Source organism: Rheinheimera sp. F8 (genome assembly GCF_001518915.1).
This window is the reverse complement of sequence record NZ_CP013656.1, coordinates 4,212,611-4,235,351: the sequence shown is the minus strand read 5'-3', so window position 1 is coordinate 4,235,351 and position 22,741 is coordinate 4,212,611. Positions and strand designations below refer to the sequence as shown.

The window sequence follows — 22,741 nt, the reverse complement described above, 5'->3', positions numbered from 1 at the left end:
TTTCACTAAATTGCCATAAAACTGCGGCAGTGGTGCCTTATGCTGAGTTTTTATCCACTATTGCCGGAGTGGCTTTGCAAGATTCTCTGCCAGAGCTGCATCAGCTGGAATTGCTGCTACGGCATGCGCCAGCGCCCGTCAGTGCGCAGATCCTGGCGATGATCAGCGCTGCTGACCAACAATTTCCGCTTTACGCGATCTCTATCGGCAATGCAGCGCCAGACAAGCCGGTATTGTTGCTCACGGGTGGCATTCATGGGCTGGAACGGATCGGCACGCAGGTGTTGTTGGCCTATCTGGAAAGTTTGTGTAGCAGGTTGCGTTGGGACCAGCAATTTGCCGCGCTGTTCGACCGGGTCCAGCTTTATATATTGCCTTTGCTGAACCCGGGTGGAATGGCGCGGGGCTGGCGCTCTAACGCCCGGCATGTCGATTTAATGCGTAATGGCCCGCAAGACTGTGTGGAAGGTGCGGCGTTTTTAGTCGGTGGCCAACGTTACAGTAAATTTATTCCCTGGTTTCGCGGCGCTGCCGACCAGCTGGAAACAGAAAGCCGGGTGTTGTGCGATTTCGTGCAGCAACGGTTGTTCAGCGCACCGTTTTCACTGGTACTGGATTGCCATTCCGGTTTTGGTCAGACCGATCGCTTGTGGTTTCCTTACGCGAAATCCAGTACGCAGCCGATTGCCCATCTGGCGCAAATGCACCGGCTACGGGAATTATTGTTTCAGACTTATCCACATCAGAATTACATTTTTGAGCCACAGTGCCGGCATTATTTATGTCACGGTGATTTATGGGACCACCTGTTTGATCAATCTTTATTGCATAACCACCTGATGCTGCCACTGACGCTGGAAATGGGCTCCTGGAATTGGGTGCGGAAAAATCCGTTTCAGCTATTTAAAAGTCATGGTTTGTTCCATCCGGTGAAACCACACCGGGTGAAACGGGTGTTGCGCAGCCACCTGATTTTGTTCGAATTTTTGCTACAGGCGACGGCAGCTTCGGCACATTGGCTGCCCACAGTGGATAGTCGCAATGCCGTGGAGGCGAATGACTTATGGTACAGCCAGTAGTGTTGTTACGCGGCTTAGCCCGCGAGAGAGCACATTGGGGGGATTTCCCGACAACGCTGGCGCAGCAGAGCCGAAGGTTAGTTTTGTGTCAGGATCTGCCCGGGATGGGTCAGTTTCATCGGGAGCAAAGCCCGGCGGATATGGCGCGGCTGGCAGAACTGATGTTGCCCAGAATACGCCGGCAGCATCCCGGTCCCTGGCATTTGGTGGCGATGTCACTTGGAGCCATGCTCGCCGTGCAACTGGAAGCCTTAGCACCGCAACAGGTCGCATCTCTGGTATTGATAAATACCAGTGCCGGCGCGCTTACACCATTTTATCAGCGTTTACGCTGGCAACAGTATCCGAAAGTATTAAGTGCTTTTTTTGCGCCTGTGCTGCAACGGGAACGGCTGATCTTACAGTTGACCAGCCAGTACTGGCAGCCACAACAATTACTTCATGCCGTTGATATTGCCAGACACAGGCCGGTGCTGCGCCGCAATGTGCTGCGGCAACTGATGGCCGCCAGCCGGTTTAGTCTGCCAGCCAAACCACAATGCCCGATATTATTGTTAAGCGGTGGCGCGGACCAGCTGGTTCATCCGATCTGCAGCCAACGGCTGGCAGAATACTGGCAGGTGCCGCATCGGCAGCTGCCTGACGCCGGACATGATCTGGTATTGGACGCACCAGGTTGGTTACTTGGTCAGCTACTACAGTTTTATGCGAATGCAGATTAGCTCTCGTCAAAATGCAGATGCGGTTTGCCCGCCATATATTGGCGACGAAAATGCTGGAAATAACCGGTTAAATCCTGTGATGCCTGATGGTCGCCGGCCAGTTGCAGCACTTCTATGCCAACTTCAGCAGTACATAGCTGATGCAAATGCACAGCTTCGCGCAGCAAATAGCTTGAAGAGACAGTTGGATTGATGCCAAGGACCGGAAAATCATCCAGATAGGGACTTTTAGTAAACATCTTTTTAGCTTCGCGCCAGGTGCCATCCAGCATCACAAAAAGTGGCTTCTTCGTGCCTGTTTGCAGTACGGCCGGGACAGTACTGATGCAACGTTCAGCTGCGGCATATTCATGCGGGAATACCAAAATGGGGGCGTAGTCCGGCTGCTGCAGCAGTTGTAGTAATGCCGGATCCGGATTGGTGCGATCCCAGACAAAGGCATAACTGTCTGCGGCCACATCCGCAATCAACCGGCCTGTGTTGCTGGGTTTATAGCATTCACCGGTATACATCAGAAATAAAAACGCGCTACGGGCTGAAGGCGCTGGAATAGCCGCGCAGATACAATCAGCTTTCGGCAGTAGGCAACCGTCACAACGGATCACTTTGCTGCCGCGGGCATTAAAAGGTTTGGTGGTTTTAGCGAGCTCGCGCAGGCGCAGCTCCAGCACTACATTAGCCAAAATAAAATCCGGACCGCTGAAAAGGCCGGCATTTTAACGTAGTTCCGTGCTGAAGTGTGTTTTAGCTTTTCGGGTTGAATTCCTGCGGGTACAAACGGACAAACCGCTGCTGCTGCGGATAGGCGAAGACATCTTCCACTATGCCACTACGGATACGTTGCTGTTTTTGTTGCCAATAGCTGGCATCGAGCAGTTCCGGGTGCAGCGCCTGCAATAGCTCACGCAGTTCGGGCTGGGCTGTGACAAAAGTGGCGATCTGTTCCGGAAATACATCGCCCGGGTGGATTGGATACCAGGGCTCGGCACTGAGCATATCGTCCCAGTTCTGTGGCGCTGGTATAGCGCGGAAATTCATATCGAGCAAATACTGCACTTCGTCGTAGTCGTAAAACACCACGCGGCCATGACGGGTGACACCAAAGTTTTTCAGCAGCATATCGCCGGGAAAAATATTGGCGGCAATCATATCTTTCAGTGCCTGACCATAATCCTGCATCAGCCGGCGTTTTTCCTCCGGTCCGGCCTGCTCCAGCGCCAGATTCAGCGGCAACATACGGCGTTCGATATACAGATGCTTGATCACCACCAGCTCATCTTCGATCACCAGCGAGCTGGCGATGCTTTGTTGCAGCTCAGCCAGTAGTTCCGCCGAAAAGCGATTTCTCGGCAATGCAACATCAGAATATTCCAGTGTATCAGCCATCCGGCCGACCCGGTCGTGGGTTTTGACCAGGTGATAGCGGCGTTTAACGGTATCGCGACCAAAGGGTTTGGTATCGGCGAAGCGGTCGCGGATCACTTTAAACACATAAGGAAATGACGGCAGTGTAAACACCATCATCACCATGCCGCGGATACCGGGGGCCGCGACAAAAGCATCGCGGCTTTGCGCCAGATGTTGCAGCAGCTCCCGGTAGAACTCGGTTTTGCCTTGTTTATGCAGGCCGATGGAAGCATACAGCTCAGCCAGTGTCTTATGCGGCAACAGTTCTTTTAAAAAATGCACTAAGGCCGAAGGGACCGGCACATCGACCATAAAATAGGCGCGGGAAAAACCGAAGATGATGGTCATTTGCTGGGTGTCTGTGAGCAGGCTGTCGACATAAAGCCCGCGGCTGCGCTGATGGAGCAGCGGCATGATAAATGGCTGCTGGCCATCCGGACTGACCACCCGGCCCACCACATAAGCTGCTTTATTGCGATAAAACACCGATTTTAGAATATCAAAACGGATTTGATGGACCGGATGGCGGCCATGGCTGGACTGAGCCACAAAGGTTTTGACGATCAGGCGGATGTCACGGTCCAAATCTTCAAAAGGCACACCGAGACTAAAACCGCTCAGAATACGGCGCAGACACTGGCGCAAGCCATCTTGTGCCGGAAAATAACTGTCATAGACCGAGGCCACCGGCGCCGGCAATTGCTGTTTGCTTAAGGTTGATTCAACAAAAATATTCTGATTATGGAAATATTGCCGGTCGAACAGCTGGCAAAACACCGAGTTATAAAAGGTTTCTGCCAGTTCAGCCTGCGGGTGGAATTGCAGGTAAACCAGATAATGCTGTTTCACTTGCTGCCACAAGGCTTTATCCAGACAATGGACCGGTAATTCCTGTTGTAGCACGGCGATAGTTTCGCTGACTCTGGTGTCGTAATAAGAGATGCGTTCGGCATTGTCGGTTAAAAAACCGCTCCAGTCGGCGGCAGCGAATCTTTGTTGCGCATTGGCGGTAATTTGCTGAAACAACCGGAAATGGCGGCGAAAACCACGCATGATGATGTCGGCGATATGCTGAGCTTGTGGCATAGAATATTTAGAGTTAATGCTCAATTTATTGGTTATACCTTGTTCGGTTCAGGCTGTAAATCGAACTTTAGTGCACTGTTCAGAGGTCTGTTTTGCCGGGCAATCAGAGACGCTTGAGCTACGCGGCCGGAGCAGAGTATAGTGTCGGTCCCGCCCGTTTCGTTGTTTGAGCTATCAGTGTCAGAGGAGTGCAAACAAATGCTAGTCACTTTCCACAGCAAAGATCATTACCCTATCACTATGTTTGGCGAGCCGGCATTACAGCTCATTCAGCTGATGGGCGCGCAGCCAAAAGTGCCGGGCGCATTTTATGCCGACGATGTACCGCAGGCATTGTGGCAGTTGCAGGAAGCATTGGAAGATGTGACTGACGCGCCAATGCCGCAGCAACCCGGGGAAGAGCCGGCTGTTGGCCTGAAACAAAGGGCTGTGCCTTTATTGGCTATGCTCAAAGCTGCAGTGAAAGCACAGCATAGTATTCATTGGGATTGATTAAAACGGGGCCAGAAGCCAGCTAAAACTGCTGGCTTCTATGGCATAGCAGTCTTACAGGCTGGTGCGGTACGTCGGCGCCGCAGCCGGACCGCGTTGTTGTTCCAGCGCATGCGCCAGGCCAATTATGCGCGCTTCCTGCCATGGTTTTCCGATGATACTGACGCCGAGCGGCAGATGACCGTCAAAGCCTGCCGGCAAGGTTAAAGATGGATAACCGGAAATGGCCGCTGCACTGGCCGAGCCGAAGTTATATTGATCGCCTTTAACGTGGTCAATGGCCCAGGCGGGACCGGTCGCTGGCACAATCACTAAAGCATCATTGGTCAAATCTTCATCTAATAAAGCCGCAGCCAGCTGTTGCGAGCGCTGACGGGCTTGTTGATAGGCTGCTTTTTGTTTCTCAAGGTCGATGGCTTCCGCCTGTTCTAAATATTGCTGACCAAAAAATGCTAAAGCGCTTTTGCCTTGTTGTTGGTTAAAGGCAATGATGCTTTTAATGTCTGTTGCGGCAGGCGGCGCTTTGAAATCCTGCAACCACTGATTTAAATCGCGTTTGTATTCATAAACCAAGACGTTAAATTCATCCTGGTACACAGAATCTGCCAACTGCCAGGTCTGACGTTCTTTCACCGTTACCCCTAAAGCGGTCAGCTGCTGTTTCAGCTCGTCCAGCATCTTGCCGACCGCCGGATAATCTTTGTCATAGTGCCGCACTAACACCACTTGCTTCACCGACTGCTGCGCGATGGCTGCATTCAGGTCGCCATAACGTTGTTGTGCTTGCGGTGTGGCGATGACCTGTAACAAAGCTGCAGCATCGGCGACGTTGCGTGTCATTGGGCCTGCCGTATCCTGTGAGCTGGCGATAGGGATAATACCGTGGCCAGATACAGCGCCGTGCGTCGGTTTGATGCCGACAATATTGTTAATCGCGGCAGGGCAGGTAATAGAGCCGTCGGTTTCAGTGCCGATGGCCAATAAAGTTAAATCCGCTGCGACAGCAGCACCTGAGCCTGAACTGGAACCACAGGGGCTTTGGCTCAATACATAAGGGTTTTTAGTTTGGCCGCCCAGCGCGGACCAGCCACTGGCTGAGCCCTCACCACGAAAGTTTGCCCATTCTGATAAATTGGTTTTGCCAAGGATCACAACGCCAGCCTCGCGTAGTTGCCGGACTAAGCTGGCGTCCTGACTGGTTTTAAAGTCTTTCAGCACCAGGGCCCCGGCCGTAGTTGGCAATTGGTCTGCCGTGGCGATGTTGGCTTTGAGTACAACAGGGATGCCATGTAGCGGGCCGCGAACTTTTCCTGCTTTCCTTTCGGCATCCAGTATTCTGGCCTGTGTCAGTGCTGTAGGATCCATATCGGTCATGGCATGCAGGGCAGGGCCTTGTTTATCCATCGTGGCGATTTGATTCAGATAATAGCGTGTCAGAGCTTCTGAACTGAGTTTGCCTTGCTGTTGCAATTGCTGAGCTTGTGACAATGATAATCGTGCCAGTTCAGCGCTTTGTGCAGAAAAGGCCAGGGCTGTGGCAACTGTCATAACGAGCGATGATAAACGAATCAAAGACATATCAATCTCCTGTGCTAGGTTCTTACCCTAACACGCCAAAATTGAATTCACAAAAAAATTACATTTCAACAGTGACAGAGTTGCAGCAGATGTTGTGTTATTTTTTCTATGCGCAACTAAACGTTGTTTTCAAAATTATTCTGTTTACAAAACGAATTTCTTTGTCTGATATTTTTACAAGTTGCTAAAACAGGTTCAGCTAATTATTGGTTAACTATATGAGTTAAATAGTTAAATTGCGATGGCACAATTTCTGCTTATTGAACCTCGCTTTAATAACCAATGACAAGGAACTTTAATCGTGAAATCTAAGTTATTCGCAGCTGCACTGCTGTTAGCCGCTTCTTCTGCCCAAGCCACTATTGCAACTGTGTTTGAAGGGATCCCAACAGGTTCTGCAAAATTCAACACCACAGTCATCAACGCCGGCGGTACTGTTAAAACTGACATTTGGACCGATCTGATGGGTGGTCCAGTCGTTGATCGCGGCGATTACACTATCTCGCGCACCGATGGTGGTTCGGTATGGTTTGGTAGCTACGGCACTATGTCTGGTGACGTCATGAGCATCGACCCGTATGGTTCATCTCGTGATGCTCTAGGTTCAAAAGTAAGTGGTATTACTTTCACTTTTGACAATCCAATCAATTCATTTGGTTTTGAAGTAGGTGACTGGGCGACTTGCTGTCACGAACCAACGACTGACTTATACATCTCGTTTGACAATGGCGCACCAATTCTGGTTGCTTCAGCTTCTCAATATGGCGATGGTCTGTTTAAAAATAGATTCGGCGATTTAGTCCATGAGATCTTTGTTGCTGCATTTGATGACAGTGGATCGTTCTCTAAAGTCCAATTCTGGGGTAACGGTTTTGGTGAAGTACTGGTCGCCGGTGGCATGGTGAAATATGCCCTGATCGACGAAGGCAGCCTGCCACCAACTCCTGGCGTTCCGGCACCAGCTTCTGCTGCACTGCTGGGCTTAGGTTTACTGGCTCTGCGTTTACGCAAACGTGCTTAATTTGCACAGCTAAGAAAAAACCCGGCTTGCCGGGTTTTTTTATGTCCATGGAAGGACGGTACGCCGAAAATGCAGGAGCAATTTTCGGCGATGTCGAGCCTACAGTCTTTTAAACTGCCAGATAATCCAGAATACCTTCGGCGGCTTTGCGGCCTTGCGCGATCGCTGTGACGACTAAGTCAGAGCCACGCACCATATCACCACCGGCAAAAATCTTCTGTTGGCTGGTTTGCAGCGGAAACAGACTGTCTTCTGCCGCCACAACCCGGCCTTTGCTATCAAGCGCAACGCCTTGATCAGCCAGCCATTTTGGCGGGCTTGGCTGGAAACCAAATGCCACGATCACCGCATCCGCGTCCAGCACCTGTTCTGAACCTGCGACCGGCTCTGGTGAGCGGCGGCCTTTCGCATCCGGCGCACCCAAAGCAGTCGTCACCACGTTCACACCGACGGCTTCACCTTGGGCATTCACTTCAATCCCCAGCGGTTGCAGGTTAAACATGAACTCGACGCCTTCTTCACGCGCATTCTGTACTTCACGACGCGAACCCGGCATGTTGGCTTCGTCACGACGATAAGCACAAATCACTTTGCTGGCGCCCTGACGAATAGCTGTACGCACACAGTCCATCGCGGTATCACCACCACCCAGTACCACGACTTTTTTGCCTTTTAAATCGACAAACGGATGTTCAGTAGTCCAGTTGTGCAGATTGTTCACATTGCCGATTAAATACGGCAGTGCTTCATACACACCCGGCGCGTTTTCATTGGCAAGGCCACCTTGCATCGGTGTGTAAGTGCCAAGCGCCAGGAACACCGCATCATACTGTTCCAGCAGACTGTCAAAGCTGACTTCGACACCCACAGTAGTATTGAGGCGAAACTCAATGCCCATTTCCGTGAAGATCTCGCGGCGCAGTTTCAGTACGTCTTTTTCCAGCTTAAATGGCGGAATACCAAAGGTCAGCAGGCCGCCGATTTCCGGATATTTATCAAACACCACTGGAGTCACGCCGTTACGGACCAGTACGTCGGCACAAGCCAGGCCTGCCGGGCCTGCGCCAATCACCGCCACCTTTTTGTCGGTTTTCACCACGGCGGATAAATCTGGCCGCCAGCCCATCTGGAAGGCTTTGTCGGTGATGTACTTCTCGATAGAGCCGATAGTGACAGCGCCAAACCCCTCGTTGAGCGTGCAGGCGCCTTCACAAAGCCGGTCCTGCGGACAAACGCGGCCACAAACTTCCGGTAGCGAGTTGGTTTTGTGAGCCAGTTCCGCCGCTTCAACAATGCGACCGTCATTGGCGAGCTTCAGCCACTGCGGGATATAGTTATGCACCGGGCATTTCCATTCACAATATGGATTGCCGCAGTCCAAACAGCGATCTGCCTGACCAGCCGCCTGGGTGTCGGTCATCGGCTGATAAATTTCAACAAACTCAATAGTGCGGGCATCCAGCGATTTTTTCGGTGGGTCGACCCGCTTTACATCGATAAACTGATAAACGTTCTGAGCCATAGGTTCCTCCTTACATCGCCTGAACCCGCAGCTCGGCGGACGAGCGGGCACGGTGGCCCAGCAGGGTATTAACGTCGCTGGTTTTTGGTTTTACCAGCTTAAATTTACTTAAACAGCTCTGGAACGACGACAAGATCTGATGCGCGCGTTCGGAGCCTGTGGCTTCAAAATGTTGATGGATCAGGCTACGCAAATGTTCCTGCAGAATAGGTGTACTAATCTCCAGACTTTCGACCAGCTCGCTGTTCACACGCAAGTCGAGGTCGTTTTGCTCGTCATACAGATAAGCGAAACCACCGGTCATACCCGCGCCAAAGTTCACGCCAGTCTGCCCCAGCACTACAACCACACCGCCGGTCATATATTCACAGCAGTTGTCACCAGTGCCTTCAATCACCGCAATAGCGCCGGAGTTACGCACGGCAAAACGTTCGCCAGCGCGGCCCGCCGCATATAAACGGCCGCCGGTTGCGCCATACAGGCAAGTGTTGCCGACGATAGCGGCGTTGTCTTTGGCGAAGCTGCAGCCTTTAGGTGGATACACCGCCAGTTGCCCGCCAGTCATGCCTTTCCCGACATAGTCGTTGGCATCACCTTGCAGTGACAGATGCAAACCACCGGCGTTCCAGACGCCGAAGCTCTGGCCCGCAGTGCCGTTAAACTGCACTTCAATCGGCTCAGTCGCCATGCCCTGATTGCCGTGGGTGCGGGCAATTAAACCGGATAACTTGGCACCAACCGAACGGTCCGTATTGCGGATCGCCAGATTGAGCCGGCCACCGGTTTTATACTTAACCATGTCGGCGCAGCGTTCCACTAACAACTGGTTCAGCGGGCCATTGTCGAACGGGTCGTTGCTTTGCATGCAATGCAGTGATTTATCTGAACGGACACCGCTCGCCAGCAAAATCGGCGTTAAATCAAGCTTGGCCTGACGCGTAGTTTCCCCCGGTTTGACGCTGAGTAAATCAGTGCGGCCAATGAGGTCAGTCAGTTCGGTGACGCCCAGTTCAGCCATCAGTTCGCGCACTTCCTGCGAGATAAACTTAAAGTAGTTCATCACCATTTCCGGTAAACCGTTGAAATGATCGCGGCGTAACGTGGCATCTTGCGTTGCGACGCCGGTAGCGCAGTTATTCAGGTGGCAAATCCGCAGAAATTTACAGCCAAGCGCCACCATAGGTCCGGTACCAAAACCAAAGCTTTCGGCGCCTAAAATGGCAGCTTTGACCACGTCCAGACCAGTTTTCAGACCACCGTCCACCTGTAACCGCACGCGGTCACGCAGGCCGTTTTCAACTAAAGCCTGATGCACTTCGGCAAGGCCCAGCTCCCACGGGCTACCGGCATATTTAACCGAAGTCAGCGGGCTGGCGCCGGTGCCACCGTCATAGCCGGATACTGTAATGAGATCGGCATAAGCTTTAGCCACACCAGTCGCGATAGTACCGACACCTGGTTCTGACACCAGTTTGACCGAAATAAGCGCCTGTGGATTAACTTGTTTTAAGTCGAAAATCAGCTGCGACAAATCTTCAATCGAATAAATATCGTGATGCGGCGGAGGGGAGATCAGCGTCACGCCCGGCACTGAATAACGCAGCCGCGCTATTTCAGCTGTGACTTTTTCACCCGGCAACTGACCACCTTCACCAGGTTTGGCGCCCTGTGCCACTTTAATCTGGATAACTTCTGCATTGACCAGATAATGCGGCGTTACACCGAAGCGGCCAGAAGCCACTTGTTTGATTTTACTGTTCTTTTCAGTACCAAAGCGGCGTGGATCTTCACCACCTTCACCCGAGTTAGAACGACCACCTAACCGGTTCATCGCAATAGCTAACGCTTCATGCGCTTCCGGGCTCAAGGCGCCAATCGACATCGCCGCACTGTCAAAACGCGGATACAGCCGTTCTGGCGGCGCGACTTTATCCAGCGCAACCGGAGTCGCTTTGGTCTTATCGAGGGCAAACAAATCGCGGATGTGCGCAACCGGGCGGGTGTTCACCACATCACGATAGACTTTGTAGTCCTCGTAATCGCCGCTACGTACCGCTTTTTGTAAGGTCTGTACCACATCCGGGTTATAGGCGTGGTATTCGCCGTCATGCACATACTTCAGCAAACCACCGTGTGTCAGCGGCTTACGTTTTAGCCATGCCGTATTGGCGCGAACCAGTACATCGGCTTCAAAATCAGTGAAATCAGCACCACCTAAACGCGAAGGCACGTCCGGGAAGCACAGCTGCATCACGTTTTTATTGATCCCGACTGCTTCAAACAGGTTCGAACAGCGGTAACTGGCCACTGTGGAGATACCCATTTTCGACATGATCTTATACAGACCTTTGTTGATGCCTTTGCGGTAATTCAACACGGCCTGACGGGCGGTCAGGTTGATATTGCCTTTTTCCACCAGCTGTTCGATGGTCTCGTAGGCCAGGAACGGATAAATCCCGGTGGCGCCTAAACCGACCAGCACCGCGAAATGATGCGGGTCACGGGCGCCGGCGGTTTCAATAATGATGTTGGAATCACAGCGCAGCTGGTTGTCGACGAGGGCATGATGCACGGCGCCAACACCCATGGCTGCCGGTACCGGCACAAAACCTTGCTGGATTTTGCGGTCGGTCAGGATCACCAGCACCACATTGTCTTCACGCACGACGGACACTGCTTCAGCGGCAATGCGGCGCAGCGCATTTTCCAGACCTTCTTCCGGTGCATAGTTCAGCGAGATAATGTGATGTTTATAGAAGTTCTGATCTGCGGTTTTCAGCTGTTTCAGATCGGAATACATCATCACCGGCGATTCAAACTGAATACGACGGGCATAGCCTGCTGTTTCACTGAACACATTGTGTTCGCGGCCAATACTGGTCGCCAGCGACATCACATGCGCTTCACGCAATGGATCTATTGGCGGGTTAGTGACCTGGGCAAATTGCTGACGGAAATAATCGTAGAAAGTGCGTGGTTTACGCGACAGCACCGCCATCGGCGTATCGTCGCCCATAGAGCCAACCGCTTCCTGACCGTCTTTGGCCAGCACTGTGATGACCTGGTCAATTTCTTCATAGCTGTAGTTAAACAGCTTATGCAGCACCAGCATTTCGTCATCAGAGAATACACGTTTACCGATGAGGTCAGTTTCAAACTTCTCGTACGGCACCAGGCGCTGCACGTTCTGGTTCAGCCAATGCCGGTACGGGTGACGCGCTTTTAAGTCGGCGTCGATTTCGTCGGAGCGCCAGATGGTACCGGTTTGAGTATCGATCGCCAGCATCTCGCCCGGGCCCACGCGGCCTTTTTCCAGCACTTCATCTGCAGTGTAATCCCAGATCCCGACTTCAGAAGCCAGCGTAATTAACTTGTCTTTGGTGATAACAAAACGGGCAGGGCGCAAGCCGTTACGATCCAGATTACAGGCGACATGCTGACCATTGGTCAGCACGATACCGGCCGGACCGTCCCACGGCTCCATATGCATCGAGTTGAATTCATAAAAGGCTTTTAAGTCGTCGTCCATCACCTTATTGCCTTGCCATGCCGGCGGCACCAGCAAGCGCATGGCGCGGAACAAGTCCATGCCACCGGCTAAAAACAACTCCAGCATATTATCCAGCGAGCTGGAATCTGAGCCTTTGGTGCTGACATAAGGTGCTGCCTGCGACATATCCGGGATGAGTGGCGAGGCAAACTTGTATTGCCGGGCCCGCGCCCACTGCCGGTTGCCGGTGATGGTATTGATTTCACCGTTATGTGCCAGGAAACGGAATGGCTGAGCTAAGGCCCAGCGTGGCATGGTGTTGGTTGAGAAGCGCTGGTGGAACACGCAAATCGCCGTTTCCATGCGGATATCCGCTAAGTCCAGATAAAATCCCGGCAAATCAGCCGGCATCATCAGGCCTTTAAATACGGTGACCAGACTGGAAAAACTCGGAATATAAAAATCGCTGTCATCCGGCAATTGCTCGGCGACCAGCTTTTCGGCGCGACGACGCAGCATATATAAGCGGCGTTCCAGGTCGTGGTCACCCCAGCCTGGCTGGGCACTGACAAACACCTGCATAATTTTCGGCATTGAACTGACCGCAATAGGTCCCAGCACTGCGGCATCGGTAGGCACTTCGCGCCAGCCGACCAGTGTTAAGGTCTCGCGGGTAATTTCAGCTTCAATAATGGATTTGGCCAGCTCTGCTTTAATCGGGTCCTGACTTAAAAAAATCATCCCGACGCCATATTTTTTGCCCAGCACCCAGTTATTCTCCGCGGCAATAGCGCGGAAAAAACTATCAGGTTTCTGCATCAGCAGACCGCAACCGTCACCGGTTTTGCCGTCTGCTGAAATGCCACCGCGATGCTGCATCCGGGCCAGACCGCTGATTGCAGTTCTGACGATCCGGTGACTTGCCACCCCTTCAAGATGGGTGATCAGACCAAAGCCACAGTTTTCTCTGGCCTGGCTGTGGTGATACAACGCCATGACACACTCCCTCCAACCTGTCCTGCATAAATAAAAATGTAAAAATAGTGAATTTATATTCTTTTAATTTTGGTTTTTACGTGTGAAAGAAAATAACGGTCGTACTTTCAAGGGTCAATGGCTGTTAGAGTTTTTATTCTAGTGGGGTCTGGACGTCTGAACGTAAAGACCTGCTATCAGATATACCGATTTTTGCTGGAAATTGCAAGATGACTTTTGGCGGAACGCCGGTACTTCATCGCATCTGTATTGGCGGTTGAAATGTAATAAAATTACAGAAATAGACATTTTTAACCGGTTAATGCCTGAGGATAGATAAAAAAAAAGCTGCCACTGGCAGCTTTTTGTTGGTTTTTAGTCGCTGATATATGCGGTAAATATGCGCGCTATTCAGCAGGGTGATAGTCGGCCGGTTCAGGCGCGATAACCACCTTGCAAACCTTTGACGGTCACGGCAACTGCATCGTGTGCATGCAGCGATTCATAATGATTCACCCGCAGCCAGAAGTCTTCAAACTCAGTCAAACCATTTAAGGCATGTTTCAGCCGGCGCGCGGCGTCTTCACAGAACATCAGGTTTTGACCGTTTAAGCGGGCAAATTCCTGTTCGTCAGCGCGTTTGACTGCTGCCTGCACAGGTGTTTTCAGTGCATCTTCAATCGCATCAATCAGTGCCACAATCGGAAACTCGGTTACATTGTGTTGCAGTTTCACTTTAACTTCAGCAACTGAGCGCTGGCTGTGTGGTGTTGCGACAATGCCTTGCGTCGTGCCAAGCCAATCGACGACTAATTCGCTGCTGATTTGCTGCTGACCGGCAAAACGGGTGACAAAAGCTTCCTGGATCAGCTGACGCGCCAATGCGGCAGAACAAGGACATGTCGAGGAATAAGGCACATTAACCTTCAGTTCCACCTGCAACTGCTTTTCTACCACCTGACCGGTGATTGTCACCGGATAGGCTTTCCAGCCTTGTTTTTCGGTGATGAGGGCTTTGCGGCGTAAATGCAGATCAAAATCAAACTTCACAAAAGCCTGATCGCTTAAATCTTCATGGGTAGTAATAAAAGTGTCGAGCAGGTTACACAAGGTGGCATGGCTCAGGCTGGACTCACGGGACAATTCGTCCAGCGCCAGGTACAGCCGCGACATGTGAATACCTTTAGCTTTCGGGTCGGCCAGGTTGACGAATGCTTCGACTTTGGCGCTGACCTGACGCGGGGCTTCACCGTGTAACGCCAGCATCAATGGCACTTCAATATGGCTCATGCCAACCCAGTCTAAAGTGCCCTCAGTGGTGGCACATGATTGGTTGGCTACATCTGGCATCGCTATCGGCATGAAATCTCCGGGACTGTCTGTTGCGACTACTTCAGCACGCTTTGTCTGTAAAAAGGCCGGCATTCTATCAAGCTTCACACATTTGTCTTATGAAAAATTTGCAAAGGTGCCATCCATTTTTTCGTTCGATCTGCGTACCGGATTCGGATTTACTCTGTCATAAGCTGCTATGTGGGGGCGGCTCTGGCAGAAACAAGAATAAATACCTGATAAAATTAGTCGGGTATTTTACCCCTTTCCTTTACGCACTGACAAGCAAGCCGGATCAGCGGCTTCTGCTGTGGCCAGAGTTGCAATAGTGCGATTGCACCGATATTTGCTGGGCAATAATCGGCCAGGTCCATGATCTGCAATTGGCAAAGAAGTCAGGACAAGATAATCTAACCGGGACAAAACAGGGCTGCACTATTAATAGTTCAGCCAGATTTTATCCTGCTTTTTTATCGGTCAGACGCGGTACGCTGTGACTGAACCTGTTGCGATTTAGTCCTGCAGTTGCAGGGAGAGGTACAAACTGCATGAGTCAATACCGGATCCATCCCTGGGTCAGTCAGCTGGCGCTGGTGCTGAAGCAGTGGGGCTGGTTGCAGTTATTCAGTCTGACGACTCTGCTGATCATTGTCGCATCAGGCCTGATCGCATTAGCGTTTAGTCTGACGCTGCATAACCGGGTTGACTGGGAATTTATCAGCGGTGCGGTGTTATTTGCTGTAGTGGCAGCGCCGCCTCTGGTGTCAGCCTGCCTTTATCTGATTAAACACCTCGACGCCACTTTATTTTATCTGCAGGACTCTGCCCGGCAGGAAAAACGCCTGAACGAAAACCTGCAGGAGAATATCCGTCAGCTGAACTTCGAAATTGAAGAGCGGAAAAAAGCCTTTCAGGCCAAACGCCAGGCGGTGGATGAACTGCGCAAAGAAATTACCGAGCGCAAAAAGACCCAGCTATTAGTCGAAGAACAAAGCTTACTGATGAAGTCGATCGTCGACAGCTCGCCGGATTTGTTTTATTACCGTGACGAAACCGGCCGATTCGCCAGCTGCAATAAAATGTTCGAACGGATGATAGGCAAAAGCTCGAGCGAGCTGATTGGCCATTATCCGTCGGAGATTTACGCGCCGGATATGGCGCCGGCGGCAATACTGACCGACCACGAAGTGTCGGTGAATCAGGCCGAGCTGACACTGGATGTGGAATACAACACACCGGATGGCCAGTTAATGTGGTTTGAAATGCGTAAGGTGCCGTTTTTCGATCGCCAGGGCAGATACATCGGGTTACTTGGCTTTGGTCGTGATATCACGTCGAGGAAAATGGCAGAGCAGGCACTGGAACGCGCTTATCAGGATAAAGGTAAGTTTATCGCGACATTAAGCCATGAACTTCGTACGCCGCTAAATGGTATTGTAGGGCTGACCCGGCGCTTGCTGGAAACCCGTTTAACGAACGAGCAGCGCAGCTGGGCCAATACCATTTTCAGCAGTGCCGAAACACTCGGCAATATCTTTAATGACATCATCGACTTAGACAAAATCGACCGGCAGGATTTGGACATCCTGTATCAAAGCACCGATATAGCTCAGTTTATTCTTGATATCGCCAACTTTGCCGAACTGATTTGTCAGCAAAAAGGCCTGGCGTTTAAGTTACAACAAGTCGGCGAACTGCATGGTTACCTGAAGATGGACCCGACACGGGTGCGGCAGGTGTTGTGGAATTTACTCAGTAATGCGGTGAAGTTCACGGCGCGTGGCGAAATCAGTTTGTATGCTGAATTGTGCGGGCAAGAGCTGATTTTTGTCGTCAGCGATACCGGCATTGGTATTTCACTGCATGAACAACAGCGCATCTTTGATATGTATTACAAATCCAGCGACGGCCGGCGTCTGAGTATTGTTGGCTCCGGCATTGGTTTGTCGGTGTCCAAAGCGCTGGTGGAGGCCATGGGTGGCCATGTGACTGTGCAAAGCCAGATGAATCAGGGCAGCCATTTCACAGTCCGGTTACCAACTGAAGTACAGCGGGCTCCTGAATTGAACCAACTGTTGGTTTGCCCGGAACTGACTGTTTTGCTGGTGGAAGACGTCCCACTGAATGCTGAAATCGCCACTAATTTACTGGAACAACGTGGCCATACTGTGGTGCATGCTGAAACCGGCGAAGATGCGCTGGCATTGCTGGAAACAGAAGATGATATCGATTTGGTGCTGCTCGATATGCAATTGCCGGACATGAATGGTGACCAAATCGCGCGCTTTATGCAGCAAGAACCGCATCTGGCGCAAATTCCGATTGTCGTGTTAAGCGCCAATGTGCGTAAAGCCGAGCAACAGCTTGAAGGCATCAGCATCGCCGGTGCTTTAGCCAAACCAATCAATACCAATAAACTGGACCAGGTGCTGGCCAGATTATTCTCGCCGAGCGCCTCGCGGCAGCAGCAAATTCAGGAACAGGACGATAAAGAGCCGCAGGATACTGTGCTTGATACCAATACGTTGCAGGATTATCTGCAATCGCTGGGCAAAGGCCCGATGCAGCGCAGTATGCAACTGTTTCAGCAATTAGTGCCTGGTTACGTCAATAAAATGGTTGAAGCCGCCACTATGCAGCAATTGCAGGAATTTCAGGATGCAGCGCACAAGCTTAAAGGCGCCGCAGCATCGGTTGGTTTATTGTGGGTACAGCAACAGGCGAAGCAGTTAGAGCAGCTTGAAGAACCGAACTGGACTGCCGTACAACGTCAGTTAATTGAATTCCACCTGACCATTGATGCGCACCTGCAGTTGCTTGACGAGTATCTCTGTGCTTATGAGGGCTAGGTGATAAACCGCATGATGGAACGCAATGTTCAGCTGTCGGAAATAAAAACGGCGACCAAAGTCGCCGTTGTTGTTTTTGCAGACTGAATTATTTCTCAATCTTGCCGACGAAGCGGTAGCCTTCGCCGTGGATAGTGCTGATCAGTTCCGGGCTATCGATGTCCGATTCGAAATGCTTACGAATGCGGCGGATAGTCACGTCAACGGTCCGGTCGTTTGGACGCAGATCACGGCCTGTCATGTGGCGGATTAACTGTTCACGGGTGAAGATTTTACCCGGTGTATCCAGCATCAGACGCAGCGCGCGGTATTCGCCTTTTGGCAGACGGCGTGACACACCTTTTGGTGATGTCAGGTTGCGGCTGTTTTCGTCCAGCGTCCAGCCATTAAACTTCACGACGCTCTTATGTTCTTCGACCACAGGCTGAGCCACAGTGCGGCTTAACAGATTGCGGGCGCGAATAGTCAGTTCACGTGGGTTAAATGGTTTGGTCAGGTAGTCATCGGCGCCAATTTCCAGACCCAGAATGCGATCAACTTCGCTGTCGCGGCCGGTCAGGAAAATTAAACCGATATTTTCTTTCTGGCGTAATTCACGCGCCAGAATTAAGCCATTTTTCCCTGGCAGATTAATGTCCATAACGATCAGATTGACAGCATTGTCGGTCAGTTGCTGATGCATCTCTTCACCATTAATGGCTTCGAGGACATCATAGCCTTCGCCTTCGAACAACTGGACCAGGTTTAAACGGGTTACTTCCTCGTCTTCAACGATCAAAATCACCGGCGTCTGCATGGAGATAAACCTTATGTTAACTATGTTGGATTTTCGCGCGAGTCGAAACTGGTCAAATGACAAGCGGTTGTCATTTTTTTTGCAATTATAGCTTTGGGTCCAATTGTTAACAAGTGATTTTGTTAACAATTAGAATTTGCTTAATTATGTGGGGTTGCACCAAAAATATTCTTTTTAAAACAGGTGCTTATGAATTTCAAACCGTGGAGGCTGCGCTACTTTTGACGATAACCGGAAAATCAAACAGGATATCGACACCTTCACCCAACGAACTTTCCAGACTTATTTTGCCGTTTAGTGCCTGGGTCACCAGGTTATAAACCAGGTGCATGCCAAGGCCGCTGCCGCCTTCACCACGTTTTGTTGTGACGAAGGGGTCGAAGATGCGTTTTTTGATATGTTCAGGCACGCCAGAGCCGTTGTCTTTGTAGCGGATCTGACAGCGGTTTTGTTCAAATTTAACCGTGATGCTGATCGTGCCGTGATCGGTGTGTTCAAAGGCGTGGATCAGGCTATTCATAATCAGGTTAATCAGGATCTGATTGATCGGGCCAGGTTTGCTGTCGATCTCAAGCTGTGGATCACACTCGACCAGCACCTGATGCTGAGTCTTTTTCAGATTAGGACGCAGCGACAACAAGACTTCATTCATCAGCTGCAACATATTAAATTGTCTGCGGTTTTCGTTTGATTGGTCCACCGCAACCTGCTTGAAGCTGCGGATCAGACTGGCGGCGCGTTCCAGATTCCGATAGATGATGCCGAGATTTTCTTTGCTTTCACTTAAGAATTTCGACAGCTGGTTCGACGTCAGTTTTTTATCATCAAAGGCTTTTTGGATGTCAGTCAGTTTGTCCTGCATCAGCGTCGAAGCCGTTACACCGAGTCCAATCGGCGTATTTACTTCATGCGCAACGCCGGCCACCATCTGGCCAAGACTGGCCATTTTTTCGGTTTCAACAATCTGATTCTGGTACTGATGCAGTGTCTCGAGCGTGTTTAACAGATCTTGATTCGAACTTTTTAGCGCGACAGTCCGTTCATTGATTTTTGCTTCAAGACCTTGGTTTAACTGGCGAATTTCCTGTTCTGCCTGTTGCAGTTTATTGATTTGCTGTTCAATGCGTTCGAGCATGTTGTTGACGGCGCGACCGAGCATTTGCAGCTCTTCAATGTCGGTGACAGGCATTCTGACCGAATAGTTTTTTTCTTTGGTTACTTTTTGCACAGTTGTTAGCAATGTTTCAATCGGCGCGGTAAACCGGCGCTGTAGCATGCGGCTGATAAAATAAGCGCAAAGCAAAGCAATGACGGCGATCAGCAAATCAAACAAAACCCGGCTTTGTATATATTTACCAAGCTCTTCCATGCTGGCGCGAATGTAGATATAACCAAGTTTTTTCCCTTCAAACTCAACAACTTTGCTGATTTCGACTATGTCGCCTTCAAACTGTGGCTGCTGAAGTTTTTCAACTTTGCTGAATTGCGTAGGGTGGGGGCCGACGTCACGTCTGTTATAACTGGAAAAAAAACTAAGCTCGCCGGTTTCAGCTGTTAATTTGTAGATATGAATGTTGTGCAAAATTTCAACAGCAGCAAAAGATTTCAACCGGTTTTCTTCGATCTCCGGATCATCATATAAAATGCCGGCAACGGAGTTAAATGCGATGATGTTGGCGTAGGCGTGCAGCTGATCTATCAGCTTTTTCTTTTGAAAACTGATGTCCTGCAGCGTGGAAATAGTCAGCGATGCCAGCAGAGTGACACTGCAGATCAGCATCACAACCCAGCTCAGTGCTGCTTTGATAGATGTCGTACGTAATAAGGAATTCATGTATCCGTTCACAGCCCCTTACAACATTCCCACCAGGCATTGCTCCGACATCTGATTGATTTGGCGGAGACTTTCGCGTTTGAGATAGCGCTGACTGATGTTATGCACTTTCAGGTAATTAAGCAAACGACCTGACAAAATTCTTTGGCTGAGTTATAGTCAGCGCCGACATGCAATTGCTGACAGGAGCCCTTGATGGATCTGTGGGAAAGCTATAAAACCAGCGTGTTTTTGTGTCACCAGCCTTTGGGCGACCAAATCAATTTCGCCATCATCAGCGCGCAAAATCCTTTTGGTGATTTAAAGCATCATCAGTTGAATCTGACTTTAGACTGTCAATTTGAAACCCGTTTAAATGCTGCACATTTACCTCATCGCCGACTGATTGGCGCTTCACCGGATTTATCATTTCAGGAACATAGCTGGGCAGTGTTATGTGACAAAGCCACAGCAGTTGAACTGGCGCGGAAATTTTGCCAGAACGCCATTTATTGGGTCGAAGCCGGTGAGCTGTATCTGGTGCCGGCCTTGTTTAAAAATCACGAAGAATATCTTGGCACTTACCAAAGCCGGCAGATCTATCTGGCGGACTGATGTTCAGCTGTAAAAAAGGCGCCTGAGGCGCCTTTTTCTGTTGACCAGTTTTTATGCTAATCAGCCGGCAAACTTACTGTAATACACAACAAAGCCCTGTTGGCGCGCCAGTTCTTTGACATTGCCAAAGGCTGCCTGCAGCCACTGGGCATAAGGCAGATGGGCGTTAGCGACCAGCGTCAGCGTGCCGCCCGTGGTTAAATGTTGCTTACATTGGCTGATAAATAACTCTGCTACCGACAAATCGGTTTTTAAACCGGTATGAAATGGCGGGTTACTGACAATGTGCTGGAACTTCGGCAAGTTTGCAGTCAGGCCGTCCTGACACAAAGTGGTGCCCTGCAATTGATTCAGCTGCAGCGTAGCTTGGGCCGATGCGACAGCGAGCGCGCAGATATCAGTGGCATACAGTTCCAGCGCTGGCTGTTGCAGCTTCAGCAAGGCGCCGATGATGCCAGCGCCACAGGCAAAATCCAGTACCTTGCCAGCCTGCACATGACCAAGATTTTTTAATAACAGTGCAGTGCCAGCATCCAGTTTTCCGTGATTAAACACGCCGGGAAGCGAGCAAAACTGCAGCTGTTGGCTGTTGGAGCCAACCTGCGCTGTCAGCGTGAACCGGCCAAAATCCTGTTTTGGCAACGGCTTATCAAACAGCCCGTTTAATACAAACCACAGACAATGTTTAGCATTATCAAGCTTATGCGCATGTAACCCGAGCTTTTCGGCATGGGCGACCAGGCTTTTAATCCCGCCTTTGTTATCACCAACCAGATACACCAGCGTGTCGGCGTTGATCACAGGCGCCAGTTCAGCCAGCGTAAACGCCAGCTGCTCTTTGCTTTTTGGATAAAACAACACCACAGTGTCGAATTGTTCCTTGCAGTCCAGCCGGGCGGAAAAAAAGCAGTTGCGGGCACGGTCAAAAGCTTTAGCGACAGCCGCGTTGGTGCAATACACACTGAAATCGACGGCGGCGGCCTGAAGTTCCTGCGCCAGATCATCAGCCATTGGCTCGACCAGCAGCACTTTGCCCTGTAAATCATTGCGGTTGCGCAGCACCAGCTGGCTTTGTGGGAACAACATCAGGATTGCCGCTCAAACATCAGATCCCACACGCCATGGCCAAGTTTCACGCCACGGTTTTCGAATTTAGTTAATGGCCGGTGATCAGGTCTTGGTACGTACTGCTGATCTTCCGCCTGATTGCGGTAACCATCGGCAGCCATCATCACTTCCAGCATATGTTCCGCGTAGTTTTCCCAATCGGTCGCCAGATGGAACACACCGCCGATCTTCAGTTTTTGCCGCAACATCTGAACAAAATCCGGCTGCACAATACGGCGTTTATGGTGGCGTTTTTTATGCCACGGGTCCGGGAAGAATAATTGAATAGTGTCTAATGACGCATCCGGAATGCAGTCACGCAGCACTTCTACCGCATCATGTTCGAACAAACGCAGGTTTTGCACCGCTTCAGTTTCGGCTTCACCCAAACAGGCGCCGACGCCAGGTTTGTGCACTTCGATGCCGATGAAATCCATCTGTGGCGCCGCTTTGGCCATCGACACCAGCGATTTACCCATGCCAAAACCGATCTCCAGCACTAAAGGTGCTTTACGACCAAAAACCTGTTCTAAATCATAGAGCTCTGCCTGATATTCCAGCCCCATCGTTGGCCAGAACAGTTCAAGGCTGCGTTGCTGACCTTTGGTCAAGCGGCCTTCACGCAGGACAAAACTGCGGATCCGACGCAGATATTTCGGCTCTTCAGCCGATGTTGCTGCATCCGGCAGATCCGGTTGCGCTAAAACTGACTGGTCGGGATTGGCTTGCTGACTCATCGGGAACTCCGCTTAAAAAAGGCCGCATATTATGCCGCCTGTGGCCACAATGCTCAACCTGCATCTGTTGGCAGTTGGCGCCGATGCGTTTAGACTGCGGGCCTGAGTAGTCGGTTGCCG

16 protein-coding genes are annotated in these 22,741 nt (G+C 50.9%); 6 read left to right on the top strand and 10 right to left on the bottom strand.

Going from position 1 to position 22,741, the window contains the following annotated elements:
* Nucleotides 1-74: 74 nt before the first annotated feature.
* Nucleotides 75-1,079 (top strand): M14 family zinc carboxypeptidase, encoded by a 1,005-nt coding sequence (locus ATY27_RS18755; RefSeq protein WP_244151274.1) that lies wholly within the window; start codon nucleotides 75-77, stop codon nucleotides 1,077-1,079.
* Nucleotides 1,064-1,801, top strand: coding sequence for an alpha/beta hydrolase (locus tag ATY27_RS18750; protein WP_208930719.1), 738 nt, complete (start codon nucleotides 1,064-1,066; stop codon nucleotides 1,799-1,801). Before ATY27_RS18755 ends, ATY27_RS18750 begins: the two co-directional genes overlap by 16 nt.
* On the opposite strand, the gene ATY27_RS18745 is transcribed toward ATY27_RS18750, so the two are convergent.
* Nucleotides 1,798-2,484 carry a tRNA-uridine aminocarboxypropyltransferase gene (locus tag ATY27_RS18745; protein WP_244151275.1) on the bottom strand — a complete coding sequence of 229 codons (687 nt, stop codon included), beginning with the start codon at nucleotides 2,482-2,484 and terminating at the stop codon, nucleotides 1,798-1,800. The two genes, ATY27_RS18750 and ATY27_RS18745, sit on opposite strands and share 4 nt — an antisense overlap.
* A 61-nt stretch (nucleotides 2,485-2,545) precedes the next feature.
* Complete coding sequence (gene aceK, locus ATY27_RS18740; protein ID WP_208930720.1) at nucleotides 2,546-4,294, bottom strand: bifunctional isocitrate dehydrogenase kinase/phosphatase; 1,749 nt, start codon at nucleotides 4,292-4,294, stop codon at nucleotides 2,546-2,548.
* Nucleotides 4,295-4,492: 198 nt separating this feature from the next.
* Between aceK and ATY27_RS18735 the strand changes: the two genes are divergently transcribed.
* Complete coding sequence (locus tag ATY27_RS18735; protein WP_208930721.1) at nucleotides 4,493-4,786, top strand: DUF1840 domain-containing protein; 294 nt, start codon at nucleotides 4,493-4,495, stop codon at nucleotides 4,784-4,786.
* Between the two features lie 54 nt (nucleotides 4,787-4,840).
* On the opposite strand, the gene ATY27_RS18730 is transcribed toward ATY27_RS18735, so the two are convergent.
* Nucleotides 4,841-6,364, bottom strand: a complete 1,524-nt coding sequence (locus ATY27_RS18730; RefSeq protein ID WP_208930722.1) for an amidase — start codon at nucleotides 6,362-6,364, stop codon at nucleotides 4,841-4,843.
* 301 nt (nucleotides 6,365-6,665) lie between these two features.
* Between ATY27_RS18730 and ATY27_RS18725 the strand changes: the two genes are divergently transcribed.
* The gene (locus tag ATY27_RS18725) at nucleotides 6,666-7,385 is read left to right on the top strand and encodes a PEP-CTERM sorting domain-containing protein (protein WP_208930723.1); all 720 of its coding nucleotides are present in this window, start codon (nucleotides 6,666-6,668) and stop codon (nucleotides 7,383-7,385) included.
* A gap of 109 nt (nucleotides 7,386-7,494) precedes the next feature.
* Here the strand turns inward: ATY27_RS18725 and ATY27_RS18720 are convergent, their stop codons facing one another.
* From ATY27_RS18720 to folE2, 3 genes are all read right to left on the bottom strand, one after another.
* The gene (locus ATY27_RS18720) at nucleotides 7,495-8,907 is read right to left on the bottom strand and encodes an FAD-dependent oxidoreductase (RefSeq protein ID WP_208930724.1); all 1,413 of its coding nucleotides are present in this window, start codon (nucleotides 8,905-8,907) and stop codon (nucleotides 7,495-7,497) included.
* Nucleotides 8,908-8,917: 10 nt separating this feature from the next.
* A complete protein-coding gene (gene gltB, locus ATY27_RS18715; protein ID WP_208930725.1) occupies nucleotides 8,918-13,393 on the bottom strand; it encodes a glutamate synthase large subunit in 4,476 nt (1,491 codons plus the stop codon).
* Between the two features lie 414 nt (nucleotides 13,394-13,807).
* On the bottom strand, nucleotides 13,808-14,734 hold the full coding sequence (gene folE2 / locus ATY27_RS18710) for a GTP cyclohydrolase FolE2 (RefSeq protein WP_208930726.1): 927 nt from the start codon (nucleotides 14,732-14,734) through the stop codon (nucleotides 13,808-13,810).
* Between the two features lie 518 nt (nucleotides 14,735-15,252).
* Here folE2 and ATY27_RS18705 point away from each other — a divergent pair.
* Complete coding sequence (locus tag ATY27_RS18705; protein WP_208930727.1) at nucleotides 15,253-17,553, top strand: ATP-binding protein; 2,301 nt, start codon at nucleotides 15,253-15,255, stop codon at nucleotides 17,551-17,553.
* Nucleotides 17,554-17,641: 88 nt separating this feature from the next.
* Here the strand turns inward: ATY27_RS18705 and arcA are convergent, their stop codons facing one another.
* Nucleotides 17,642-18,349, bottom strand: coding sequence for a two-component system response regulator ArcA (arcA, locus tag ATY27_RS18700; RefSeq protein ID WP_208930728.1), 708 nt, complete (start codon nucleotides 18,347-18,349; stop codon nucleotides 17,642-17,644).
* A 196-nt stretch (nucleotides 18,350-18,545) separates the two neighbouring features.
* A complete protein-coding gene (locus tag ATY27_RS18695; protein ID WP_208930729.1) occupies nucleotides 18,546-20,183 on the bottom strand; it encodes an ATP-binding protein in 1,638 nt (545 codons plus the stop codon).
* A 195-nt stretch (nucleotides 20,184-20,378) separates the two neighbouring features.
* On the opposite strand from ATY27_RS18695, the gene ATY27_RS18690 reads away from it, so the two are divergent.
* A complete protein-coding gene (locus tag ATY27_RS18690) occupies nucleotides 20,379-20,777 on the top strand; it encodes a DUF3293 domain-containing protein (protein ID WP_208930730.1) in 399 nt (132 codons plus the stop codon).
* Nucleotides 20,778-20,837: 60 nt separating this feature from the next.
* Here ATY27_RS18690 and ATY27_RS18685 read toward each other — a convergent pair whose 3' ends face one another.
* Complete coding sequence (locus tag ATY27_RS18685) at nucleotides 20,838-21,863, bottom strand: methyltransferase (RefSeq protein ID WP_208930731.1); 1,026 nt, start codon at nucleotides 21,861-21,863, stop codon at nucleotides 20,838-20,840.
* Nucleotides 21,863-22,621 (bottom strand): tRNA (guanosine(46)-N7)-methyltransferase TrmB, encoded by a 759-nt coding sequence (gene trmB / locus ATY27_RS18680; protein ID WP_208930732.1) that lies wholly within the window; start codon nucleotides 22,619-22,621, stop codon nucleotides 21,863-21,865. Before trmB ends, ATY27_RS18685 begins: the two co-directional genes overlap by 1 nt.
* Nucleotides 22,622-22,741 lie beyond the last annotated feature (120 nt).

What these genes read in the sequence shown, in the direction of transcription:
- ATY27_RS18750 (WP_208930719.1), top strand. Translation starts at nt 1,064, where the DNA reads ATGGTACAGCCAGTAGTGTTGTTACGCGGCTTAGCCCGCGAGAGAGCA.
- aceK (WP_208930720.1), bottom strand. Translation starts at nt 4,294, where the DNA reads ATGCCACAAGCTCAGCATATCGCCGACATCATCATGCGTGGTTTTCGC.
- ATY27_RS18735 (WP_208930721.1), top strand. Translation starts at nt 4,493, where the DNA reads ATGCTAGTCACTTTCCACAGCAAAGATCATTACCCTATCACTATGTTT.
- ATY27_RS18730 (WP_208930722.1), bottom strand. Translation starts at nt 6,364, where the DNA reads ATGTCTTTGATTCGTTTATCATCGCTCGTTATGACAGTTGCCACAGCC.
- ATY27_RS18720 (WP_208930724.1), bottom strand. Translation starts at nt 8,907, where the DNA reads ATGGCTCAGAACGTTTATCAGTTTATCGATGTAAAGCGGGTCGACCCA.
- gltB (WP_208930725.1), bottom strand. Translation starts at nt 13,393, where the DNA reads ATGGCGTTGTATCACCACAGCCAGGCCAGAGAAAACTGTGGCTTTGGT.
- folE2 (WP_208930726.1), bottom strand. Translation starts at nt 14,734, where the DNA reads ATGCCGATAGCGATGCCAGATGTAGCCAACCAATCATGTGCCACCACT.
- ATY27_RS18705 (WP_208930727.1), top strand. Translation starts at nt 15,253, where the DNA reads ATGAGTCAATACCGGATCCATCCCTGGGTCAGTCAGCTGGCGCTGGTG.
- arcA (WP_208930728.1), bottom strand. Translation starts at nt 18,349, where the DNA reads ATGCAGACGCCGGTGATTTTGATCGTTGAAGACGAGGAAGTAACCCGT.
- ATY27_RS18695 (WP_208930729.1), bottom strand. Translation starts at nt 20,183, where the DNA reads ATGAATTCCTTATTACGTACGACATCTATCAAAGCAGCACTGAGCTGG.
- ATY27_RS18690 (WP_208930730.1), top strand. Translation starts at nt 20,379, where the DNA reads ATGGATCTGTGGGAAAGCTATAAAACCAGCGTGTTTTTGTGTCACCAG.
- ATY27_RS18685 (WP_208930731.1), bottom strand. Translation starts at nt 21,863, where the DNA reads ATGTTGTTCCCACAAAGCCAGCTGGTGCTGCGCAACCGCAATGATTTA.
- trmB (WP_208930732.1), bottom strand. Translation starts at nt 22,621, where the DNA reads ATGAGTCAGCAAGCCAATCCCGACCAGTCAGTTTTAGCGCAACCGGAT.